Annotated in this window: 14 protein-coding genes; all 14 read left to right on the top strand. The window is 64.5% G+C overall.

Annotated elements, in window-relative coordinates; genetic code table 11:
* Positions 1 to 79 precede the first annotated feature (79 nt).
* The 14 genes from D000_RS0113095 (at position 80) to D000_RS0113025 (ending at position 9,509) form a co-directional block, all read left to right on the top strand.
* Entirely contained in the window at positions 80 to 391 is a 312-nt protein-coding gene (locus D000_RS0113095; RefSeq protein WP_018873975.1) for a hypothetical protein, read from the top strand.
* A 38-nt stretch (positions 392 to 429) separates the two neighbouring features.
* On the top strand, positions 430 to 1,257 hold the full coding sequence (locus D000_RS0113090; protein WP_026280005.1) for a PFL_4669 family integrating conjugative element protein: 828 nt from the start codon (positions 430 to 432) through the stop codon (positions 1,255 to 1,257).
* Between the two features lie 154 nt (positions 1,258 to 1,411).
* Complete coding sequence (locus D000_RS0113085) at positions 1,412 to 1,819, top strand: hypothetical protein (RefSeq protein WP_018873973.1); 408 nt, start codon at positions 1,412 to 1,414, stop codon at positions 1,817 to 1,819.
* Positions 1,809 to 2,201, top strand: a complete 393-nt coding sequence (locus D000_RS0113080; protein ID WP_018873972.1) for a hypothetical protein — start codon at positions 1,809 to 1,811, stop codon at positions 2,199 to 2,201. The genes D000_RS0113085 and D000_RS0113080 overlap by 11 nt, the downstream gene beginning before the upstream one ends.
* A 156-nt stretch (positions 2,202 to 2,357) precedes the next feature.
* Positions 2,358 to 2,753, top strand: a complete 396-nt coding sequence (locus D000_RS0113075) for a single-stranded DNA-binding protein (RefSeq protein ID WP_018873971.1) — start codon at positions 2,358 to 2,360, stop codon at positions 2,751 to 2,753.
* Between the two features lie 190 nt (positions 2,754 to 2,943).
* Positions 2,944 to 3,168, top strand: a complete 225-nt coding sequence (locus D000_RS0113070; RefSeq protein ID WP_018873970.1) for a hypothetical protein — start codon at positions 2,944 to 2,946, stop codon at positions 3,166 to 3,168.
* Entirely contained in the window at positions 3,165 to 3,674 is a 510-nt protein-coding gene (locus D000_RS0113065) for a hypothetical protein (RefSeq protein ID WP_018873969.1), read from the top strand. The genes D000_RS0113070 and D000_RS0113065 overlap by 4 nt, the downstream gene beginning before the upstream one ends.
* A 30-nt stretch (positions 3,675 to 3,704) precedes the next feature.
* A complete protein-coding gene (locus tag D000_RS0113060) occupies positions 3,705 to 5,939 on the top strand; it encodes a DNA topoisomerase III (RefSeq protein ID WP_081616683.1) in 2,235 nt (744 codons plus the stop codon).
* A gap of 24 nt (positions 5,940 to 5,963) precedes the next feature.
* Positions 5,964 to 6,200, top strand: coding sequence for a hypothetical protein (locus D000_RS0113055; RefSeq protein ID WP_017926599.1), 237 nt, complete (start codon positions 5,964 to 5,966; stop codon positions 6,198 to 6,200).
* 187 nt (positions 6,201 to 6,387) lie between these two features.
* Entirely contained in the window at positions 6,388 to 6,579 is a 192-nt protein-coding gene (locus D000_RS0113050) for a hypothetical protein (RefSeq protein WP_017926598.1), read from the top strand.
* 204 nt (positions 6,580 to 6,783) lie between these two features.
* A complete protein-coding gene (locus D000_RS0113040; protein WP_018873966.1) occupies positions 6,784 to 7,203 on the top strand; it encodes an STY4534 family ICE replication protein in 420 nt (139 codons plus the stop codon).
* A 131-nt stretch (positions 7,204 to 7,334) separates the two neighbouring features.
* Positions 7,335 to 7,505: a hypothetical protein gene (locus tag D000_RS14325; protein WP_018873965.1), complete on the top strand. Its 171-nt coding sequence runs from the start codon at positions 7,335 to 7,337 to the stop codon at positions 7,503 to 7,505.
* A gap of 630 nt (positions 7,506 to 8,135) precedes the next feature.
* Entirely contained in the window at positions 8,136 to 8,330 is a 195-nt protein-coding gene (locus D000_RS0113030; RefSeq protein ID WP_018873964.1) for a hypothetical protein, read from the top strand.
* 237 nt (positions 8,331 to 8,567) lie between these two features.
* Positions 8,568 to 9,509: an ArdC family protein gene (locus D000_RS0113025; protein WP_018873963.1), complete on the top strand. Its 942-nt coding sequence runs from the start codon at positions 8,568 to 8,570 to the stop codon at positions 9,507 to 9,509.
* The last annotated feature ends 323 nt before the right edge of the window (positions 9,510 to 9,832 follow it).

The following is a 9,832-nucleotide window of genomic DNA, read 5'->3' as shown; positions in this document are numbered from 1 at the left end:
GGGGGGGGGACACTGTCCCACCCTGAGCCAGACCAGAGGGGGGGGGACACTGTCCCACCCTGAGCCAGACCAGAGGGGAATGCCCGTGCCGAGGACTGTCACAGTAGACGCGAATCAGGCCCTGGATCGGCTGCTGGACGTTGCGCTGAACCGCAGCGGGCAGGCGCGCTCGGTTCGTCGCGTGTTGCTCGCCTGCTACAACGCGCCGGAATGGCCGCTCGACCTGTCCGACCTGCGCGGACTCGATCCGGATCTCCAGGCGTCCGCGCTCACGGCCATCGGACTCTTTATGGAAGGTTCCGATCTTTACGAGTACCGTCCCGAAGCCCCCTGGCAGGCCATTTGGGATTTGGCCTGCCAGGAAGCCGAGGGCGGTGATAGAACACGCTGACCGGGATCCCCCGGCACTCACGAAACTAGGAGGCGACTATGGCCGAAACGAAACCTATGCCGAACGAGGCCGACCCGATCGTGGATTGGCGTACCGCCAGTTCGTCACCTGGAGGCCTCCGCGGGTCCGCCGCGATGGAGATCCAGACGCGCCAGGCGCAGCGACTCGTGCATGGACGAGGCGCAAGCGAGAAGAAGGCGCCCATCATCGGGCTCGTTCGTTTCGCCACGACGATGCGGCGGATCTGGCGAGCGGCGGCCCTGGACGACCCGTGGGCCGACTGGAAACTGCTCCAGACCTATGAATCGCTCACGGAGAACCGCGAGGGCGTCAATGCCATCCGGGAACAGACGGAGCGCCTCCTGGCCTCGATGCCCGGGATCGAGATCGATGTGGCTCAGAGCCAGAGCCCCTGCACCGTCCCACTGGAGTTCTCGAACCCTTACGGCTTCATGGGGGCCTACCTGATCGCCGACTTCGACCGGACCGCACGCGCCATCCTGACCGCGCGCCACGTCGGGCTCATGGGCCGCGACGAGAGCGAGCGGATGCTGTATCAGGGTGGCCGGCTGGTCCGCAGTGCGTTCAACGCACCGCAGGGGTTCCAGTATCAGGGCGTGACCCGAGACGATGTGGCCGCTGGCACAGCGAAAGCCCGGCAGGCGATCGAGACCCTCGGTCTGCCGCCGAAGGAAGTCCTGGAGGGGACCTTGCGCGCGCCGGTGGCACCCGACATTCGGGACCCGAAGGCGCGCAGCGAGCCGCCCCCGGGGCTCTATGATGACGAGGAGGACGAATCCGATGCCCCTGCCGGCGAACGGGCCGAGTCCTACGGCTCGGCCGTGGCTCAGGAAACCGGAACGTGATGGACCTTGATCGGTCGCCTGGCTCAGATGCACGGGGAGTAGTTATGGCCGCATGCCTGCTATGTAGTTATGCCCTAAAGGGCCCTTTAAGGGTAAGGGGGGCGCTGGGGCCATTGGAGAGCGACACATGAAACTTGCCGACGCACGTAAGCGGATGCAGGTGCTCGAATCCGAGCTACGGCAGATCGATGACCAGATGGACGCACTGGTGCAGGAGTTCAAGGACACCTATCGTCGGCCGTGGGTCGCCCATCCCGCGATCCATCGTTCCCGTCGGGAAGGCGGGTCCGTGTTCCGCTGGCGTCTACGTGGGTTCGATGGTATCGGCCAGTCCTGGTTGATGTTCTCCTCGGACATGCTGCAGGCGGCACTGGATCGCGAGCGCGTACCCACGCGGACGCGGCTGGCGTGGCTGGAGATCGAGCGGCGGGGGCGGATGCTGACGTTTGAACATCGCAGGAGGAACTACGAGCGGCTACGCCTCAAGGATCTGGTGGCACAGATTGAGGCACTGAACGCGTTGGAAGACCAGTGGCGCGGTGGCAGCAGTCATGCAGGATAATTACAGCGACCGAAAACGGCTGGAGGGAATCCGCAAATCGGCGCGCGCCATGCGGCGATCCCTCGGTAGCATGACCGAGGAGCAAGCGGCCCGGGCGGGTCGGATCGTGCCGCTGGAGGGGTGGAACGGCCTTGATCTGATCGAGCTGGATGAATTGTTCGAGGCACTGGAACCGGCGCCGACGCTGCGGGCGATCTGGCGTGCGCGAACCGAGTTCGGCATCCACGTCACCGGACCGGTACAGGCACTGGAGCAGATTCGCGAGTATCGCCTCGATGATCTGCAGCGGTTCCAGCTGGTCACGATCGCCAAAATCGAGTGGGCCCGAATGCGGAACCGATCGCCGCGCGGTTCCGCCTCGGCGTCAACGCTATCCCGATAGTGGCTCCCTGAGCCAGACCCGGGGGGTGTAATCCCGTTACACCCTGCGGGGCCCCATCCGTCGGTCAAAACCACCCCGACCCCCTTCTGGATTTCGCCTAGCTTCCATGCCGGGCACCGCGCACGCTGACATCGAACCCATGTCTGGTGCAGATCCATGTCCAACAGCTTTTCCGGTCGCGGCAACCTGGGCGCGGCGCCCACGCTTCGTCATGCCGATCGCGGCGGCGAATCGACCCCCGTCACCAACCTCCGGATCTTCTTTGATCGCCCGAAGCCCGATGGCAACGGCGGCTTTGAGGACAAGGGCGGGTTCTGGCTGGACGTGGCCCTGTGGGGACCGCGCGCCGAGACCGCTGCCCGCCTGCTGCCCAAGGGCGCCCGGGTCCACGTCGAGGGCGAACTGTTCGAGTCCACATGGAGCGACCGCGAGACGGGCGAGGAACGATCTCGACTCGAACTCCGTGCGTCCGCCGTCGATCTGGATCTGGCGCGGGTCGAGGACGTGACCTTCCGGCGCCGGGACGACGGGGCGGGAGCGACCGATGCCTGAAAGCCGACTCGCCCGCGCCCGCTGCGATACCTGCGTCTACTGGCATCGGCTGGGTAGCGCTGATGGATCCTGCCGACGTCACCCCCCGGGGCTTCTGCAGCCGGTCGGGGACAGTGACGGACCTTTCCCCCTCACGAAAGCGATCCACTGGTGCGGCGAATGGACGCACCCGGACGAGGCCCGCTGAGCCATGCCGTTATATCATGCCCAACTGGTGGAACTCGGGCGCGTGGTCTCCACGACCCGCTTCGAGGCGCACAGCGATCAGGAGGCCGGGAAGGAGGCCGACGAGAGCGCCGACTGGCGCCAGGGACAATGGGCGGCGGTTCGCCGCGTACCTCCATCGCCCGAACCCACGATCGCCGAACGCGTAGCCGCCGATGAGCCAATCAAGGAAGAAGGAGACACCCCATGATGAACGGAACGATCACCCGCACCCTCCTCGCCGGTGCCGCCATCGCGGCCCTGTCCGGCTGCATCGTGATTGAGGATATACGGCCGACGACCTCCAGTAGCACGACGACCGGGACCGCCGGGAACGGGGTCCAAAACCCCAGCGAAGACATCACGTTCTCGCTCACTACGCAGCTCGACGTCGATACGACCTACGCACGACTCCGTCGCGAGTTCGACTTCCCGACGCTCGATGAACGCGCCCCCAAGGGACATCGGCAACGTGAATGGATCAAGCTCGATGCCGGCTTCCATCACCGCACGCAACCGGGCGTCACCTACTCCATGCGCAGTAGCGAGGCACACGACGGTCACAACGGCATCATGCAGATCGACATCGACCGCGAGGGCAGTGGTGCCTACGTGGAGGTGCTCTATCACGCCCGCGACAATGACCAGTATTCGTTCCCGACCAGCGACAGCTTCCAGTCCAGCCTGCGCGAACGCGTCCAGGGCGCTCTGCGCTGATCCCTCACCCCAACCACGGCGGCACTGATCGTGCGACTGTTTCTTGCGGAAAAACCGTCCCAGGCCCGAGATATTGCTCGGGTCCTGGGCGCCTCGAGCAAGGAAAATGCGTGTATTCGCGGGGATGGGGTGACAGTGACCTGGTGCTTCGGGCACCTGCTGGAAATGGCTCCGCCTCAAGACTATGACCCGTCGCTCAAGCAGTGGCGCGTGGAGACGCTGCCCATCCTGCCGGACCAGTGGCAGATGAACGTGCGGCCCAAGGTGAAGGGCCACTTTTCGAGCATCCGGTCCCTGCTGAAACAGGCCTCCGAAGTGGTCGTCGCCACCGACGCGGATCGGGAAGGCGAGACGATCGCGCGTGAGGTCCTGGAGCTGTGCGGCTACCGGGGCCCCGTCCAGCGCCTCTGGCTCGCCGCCCTGGACGAGACCAGCGTGCGCAAGGCCCTCGCCAACCTGCTCCCGGGGAATCAGACCTATCCCCTGTACCGCGCCGGCGTGGCGCGCGCCCGTGCCGACTGGCTCGTGGGCATGAACCTCACACGGGCCTACACCCTCGCGGCTCGGGCCCGAGGCTATGACGGCGTTCTGTCCGTGGGGCGTGTCCAGACGCCCACCCTCAAGCTCGTGGTCGATCGGGACCGCGCGATTGAACAGTTCAAGCCGGTCCCCTACTACGAGGTATCGGTCCGCTGCGGCCATACGAACGGCTCCTGGGAGGCCCGATGGGTGCCTCCCGAGGGGGTGAGTGACGCCGAAGGCCGCTGTACCAGTCAACAGGCGGCCGCCTCTGTGGCGCAGCGTGTACAGGGGGTGCAAGGCACCGTGACCCTGGCGCAGACCGAGCGCAAGCGCGAGCAAGCGCCGCTGCCCTACGATCTCTCGACACTGCAACAGGAGGCGTCGAAACGGCTGGGGATGGGGGCGCAGGAGGTCCTCGATACCGCGCAGTCGCTGTACGAGAAGCACAAGGCCACGTCCTACCCCCGGACGGACTGCCGCTACCTGCCCGTCAGCCAGCACGGCGAGGCACGCGACGTCCTGCAGGCGCTGATGCAGAGCGACTCGACCATCGAACACCTGGTTGAAGGCGCGGATGCCGCTGTGCAGGGGCGCTGCTGGAACGATGCGAAGATCACGGCGCACCACGCCATCATCCCGACCACCGCCGCTGCGGATGTCCATGCCATGTCGTCGCGGGAACAGGCGGTCTACGACCTGATCCGTCGCCGCTTCATCGCGCAGTTCTATCCCGCCTACGAGTACGACCAGACACGGCTGGAAGTCGCGGCCGAGGGCGAGACGTTCCGTGCGCGGGGGCGGGTGAACCGCCGAAGCGGCTGGCGCGTGCTGATCCAGACGGACGCCTCGGCCGAGGAGCGCAACGAAAGCGCCCAGGCGCTTCCCAACGTGCAGAAGGGCGACCCCGTCTCCCTGTCCGGCGCGCAGATCCGCGACAAGGAAACCACCCCGCCGGAACGCTTTACCCAGGGCACGCTGCTCGCCGCCATGAAGAACATCGCCCGTACCATCGCGGACGAGCGGCTGCGGCGCGTCCTGAAAGAGAACACGGGGATCGGCACGGAGGCCACCCGCGCCGGGATCATTCAGACCCTCATGGATCGCGGTTACCTGGAGGAGCGCAAGAAGAAGCTCACGTCCACGGCCGCCGCCCGGTCGCTGATCGATGCGCTGCCGGATCCGGTGAAGGACCCGTCCACCACTGCCCTGTGGGAACAGGCTCTGGACCAGATCGCCAACGGAGAAGGCGAGATCGATGGGTTCCTGCAGCGGCAGGCCGAATGGGTCAAGCGGCTGGTGCAGCACGTTCAACAGCAGGGGGCCGATGCGGTTCAGGTCGAGGCGCAGGCCCAGCACGCCTGTCCGACCTGCTCGGCCCCCATGCGGCGGCGCAAGGGCGGGTCCGGGGCGTTTTGGGGCTGTACCCGCTACCCGGACTGCACAACCACGCTGCCCGACCAGGGCGGGAAACCCGGCAAGGCCCCGAAACAGGGGCCGGTCGGGCAGTGCGGCTGCGCCCAGCAGGGCAACATCAAGGAATCGCCCAAGGCCTGGCAGTGCGAGGCGTGCAACGCCATCGTATGGAAGCAGGTCAGTGGCAAGAAGCTGACCGAGACCCAGGCGCTCACGCTGTTCGCGGGGGATCGGGTACAGCTCAAGGGTCTCAAGAGCAAGCGGACTGGCAAAACCTTTGATGCCGGTGCGAAACTATCGGAAGGCAAGGTGCAGCTGCAGTTCGACTGACTGCGCCAGACAACAGGAGAGCCCATGGCGATCATCCGCTTCCCCATCGAGCGCCGCGATCACTGCGCGTCCGGCGCCACCGTGGAACACCCGGAACACGGGATCTGCGAAGTCCTGGATATTCCGGACGACGCCCCGATGCAACGCCTGCTCTACCGGGAGCGGGACCACGCGTGGGTGGAGGCCGATGTGCGGGAGCTGCGCCAGATCGAGCGGCCACTCGACCCGCATGAATTGACAGACGATTATTGGGAAGGCTAAAACTAGAGCCATCACACGGCTTTACCGCCCGCCACGAGCGCATCGTGGTCCCTGAAAGCACCGCCCGGACCGGGTAGCGGTGCGCTGGCTCAGCCAGTCGGTCCTGCTGTATTCCATCCACCCACGCCGGGGAGAGCCTCCCCCCGGTTGGGCGCGTCTCTTTCGGCTATTCTCGAAGGAGGCGCCTTTGAACAAGAAGCTCACTGTGAACATCACTAAGCTCAAGGACGACACCCGAAAGATCGGCATTGCGCTGACCGTCGGTGCAGTTCTGGCTTATTTTTTTGACGCCGCTTCCATCGCGGATTCGTTCCTCGTTCTAATGTGGGGACTTATTCTCGTGGTTGTAGGCAACATCCAAATCGCAGAAGGGGATTAACAATGTTCGACATTGGTCCAGTTGGCATCATGGCTACGGTCATTGGAGTCTTCTTCCTCGCCCTGAACGTCTGGATCTGGCGTCAGGAACTTCGCAGCAGTCGCAACAAAAAGTAGCGCCTCGCGCTACCTTCACCCTCCCGGGGAAACCAATCCCCGGACGGGCATGTTTCTCCGGATTCATTTGTGAAACAGGAGAAACACCATGTCTGAGAGCAAATACTTCGATCTGCACATCACCGGCCTTGGCTACCTGAATCGGGTGCGCGAGGTGAGCCCCAAGAAGGGGGCGGCCTTCTATGCGTGCGACATCGTCGCGCTGCATGGATCCGCCGACGCCCCGGACAAGACCCGGTTTGATTGCCGGGTCAGCGGGGCGGAAGCCGAGCGTCTGATCAAGGCGGCCAAGTCCTACGTCGATGAAGATCGCAAGGTCCTCATCGGGTTCAAGCTGGGTGATCTGTACCCGGATCTGTTCGAGTACCAGAAAGGCGAGAAGGCCGGCCAGACCGGCGTTTCGTTGAAGGCTCGTCTGCTCCGGGTCGCCTGGGTCAAGGTGGACGGCGAAACCGTCTACACCGAGTCTTCGGACTCGACTCAGGAACCGGAAAGCTCCGCCGCCTGAATCCGGCAGACCGTTCGCCAGGGGGATCCTCTCACCCCCTGGCAACGGGGTGTCTCCGTTGTGGGGCACCACCGATCCCCCTTGCCACGGCAGGGGGGATCGGGGTGTCCCACAACTGACGGAGAAGCCCCATGAAAGCTCGCACCATCACCAAGCTCTTTCGTTCGCTCGACTCGGTTTCCGAGGCCCTCAAGTGCGGTTTCCAGGTACTGGATACCCGCACGCTGGAGCCGATTACGGATACCGATCTGGAACAGCTGTCCACGTCCGATCTGGACCATCTGCAAATGCGGATCGGTTGATCGAGCCGGCGCCCCCTCGGGGGCGTCATTCCCGAGGGTCGCGCGCGGCCCTGGGGAATGACGGCTTTACCGCCCGCCTGAGCGTATCAGGCCCCTTAAAACCCTTCCGGATCGGGAAGAAGGGTGCCGGCACTGCCGGTCGATCCATTTCCTTCACCCACCACGGGGACACCGTCCCCCGTGGGGGCGGTCTGTCCCCAACACTCGGAGACAGACTCATGCGAGGACTTCACATCAGCCGGAAACACGAAGGCCGAGATTTTCAGCGCGCGGGCAAGCGCGTGGACCTTCGGTTCACTCAGCCCGACATCAACAAACGCCGCCCACCTCGGGTGGTGACTCCACCTCCGCGTCACTGGTGCCTTGAAGCACCCTGCTGACCGCTGTAGCGCGTCGAACCCCGGGACATTGTCCTGGGGTTCGGCTGTCTTTCGGGCCGTCATTCCCGAGGGTCGCGCGCGATCCTGGGGAATGACGGCTTTACCGCCCGCCTGAGCGTATCAGGCCCCTGAAAGCACCCCCGGATCGGGCAGGGGTGCGCCGGCTCGCCGGTCGATCCATTCACTTCACCCACCACGGGGAGAGCACTCCCCGGTGGGGTGCTCTCCGTTCACAGACAGGAGAGCATCGATGGACAAGGAAACCATCAAGGCGTTTATCGCCTGGCTGGAAGCGGCGACCGAACAGGAGATCCTGGAGCGGCGTCAGCAAGCATTGAACGCTCAGGTGAGCACTCGGGAGGGCCGTGCCGACATCAATCTTGCGCTTCGTCTGATCGACGAGGAGCTGCTGGCACGTCTCGATCTGAAGTCGCAATCGCACTGAGCTTCACCGCGCGCGGTTTGAGTTGATCGTTGATCTGCTCGAACCGCTCGGTTTCGCCTCTGAACAAGGCGCGCGTCAGCGCCTGTTCCAGGGTGGAACGTTGACCTTCAATGACCTTCATCACCGGCGCCTCGCTGCTCGGGTACGAACGGTCAACATACCATTTCAACCCCCGTGGGGCAGTCGGATCCCACGGGGATCGGTCTGTCCCCAATTTTCATGCACAGGAGACAGACCATGTCCAAGAAAGAAGCCTCCAAGGATCTCTACCAGGAAGTGACCGATCAGATCATCACGGCCCTGGAAAACGGAGTCGTGCCCTGGGTCAAACCCTGGGATGGCGACAAGGCGGCACTGGCGAGCGGAATGCCGGTCAATGCCGCGACCAATCGCCCCTATCACGGGGTCAACGTCATGCTCCTGTGGATGCAGGAGGTGGCCCACGGGTATTCCACCAGTCGGTGGATGACCTTCAAGCAGGCGTCGAACGTCGGCGGCACGGTGCGCAAGGGCGAGAAAAGCACGCTGGCCGTGTTCTTCAAGCCGATCCAGCGGCCGAAGACCGACCGGGATGGCAAGCCGGTGACGGACGAGAAGGGCGAGCCGGTGATGAAAACCGTGCCGATCCTTCGGGCCTTCAAGGTCTTCAACGTGGACCAGATCGATGATCTGGAGGACCGGTATCGCGTGGGTCCCACCGGGGATGCTCCGGAACCGAGCTTCACGCCCATCGAGGCGGCGGAATCGGTGCTGGAGTCCTCCGGGGCTCTGATCCGACATGGGGGCGACCGGGCGTTCTATTCGCCCGAGCTGGATTACATCCAGTTGCCCCCGAAGGCGTCGTTTCGGGAGGAGGCCGGTTATTACGCCACGGCGCTCCACGAACTCACGCACTGGACGGGGCACGAGTCCCGCCTCGCGCGCGAGGGGATCGTGGAGTTTGATCACTTCGGGTCCGAACGCTATGCGTTCGAGGAGCTGGTCGCCGAGTTGGGCGCGGCCTTCCTGTGTGCCGAGATCGGTATCCAGGGGGATCTTCGCCACGAGGGCTACATCGGCTCCTGGGTCCGGAAGCTCAAGGAGGACAAGCGGGCCATTTTCCGGGCCGCAAGCCAAGCCCGGAAAGCCGCCGAACACCTGCGGCCGGAGGCCGAGGCACAGTCCGAAGCAACCGGATGAATCCACTCTCAACCTTGACGGCCTTCGGGCCGTCATTCCCGAAGGCCGCGTGCGGCCCTGGGGAATGACGGCTTTACCGCCCGCCTGAGCGTATCAGGCCCCTGAAAGCACCCCCGGATCGGGCAGGGGTGCGCCGGCTTCGCCGGTCGATCCATTCACTTCACCCACCACGGGGACACCGTCCCTCGTGGGGGCGGTCTGTCCCCAACACTCGGAGACAGACCATGTCCTTTGAACAACTGCAGTTCTATCCAACCCCGAAGTCCCTGGCCAAGAAGGCCTGGTCCAAGTTCCGGGATCGCAACTTTGTTCGCGTCCTGGAG

Source organism: Thioalkalivibrio sp. ALJ16 (assembly GCF_000377345.1).
GTDB lineage: Bacteria > Pseudomonadota > Gammaproteobacteria > Ectothiorhodospirales > Ectothiorhodospiraceae > Thioalkalivibrio.
The sequence above is the reverse complement of the archived record's forward strand: the minus strand, read 5'-3'. Positions and strand labels throughout refer to the sequence as shown.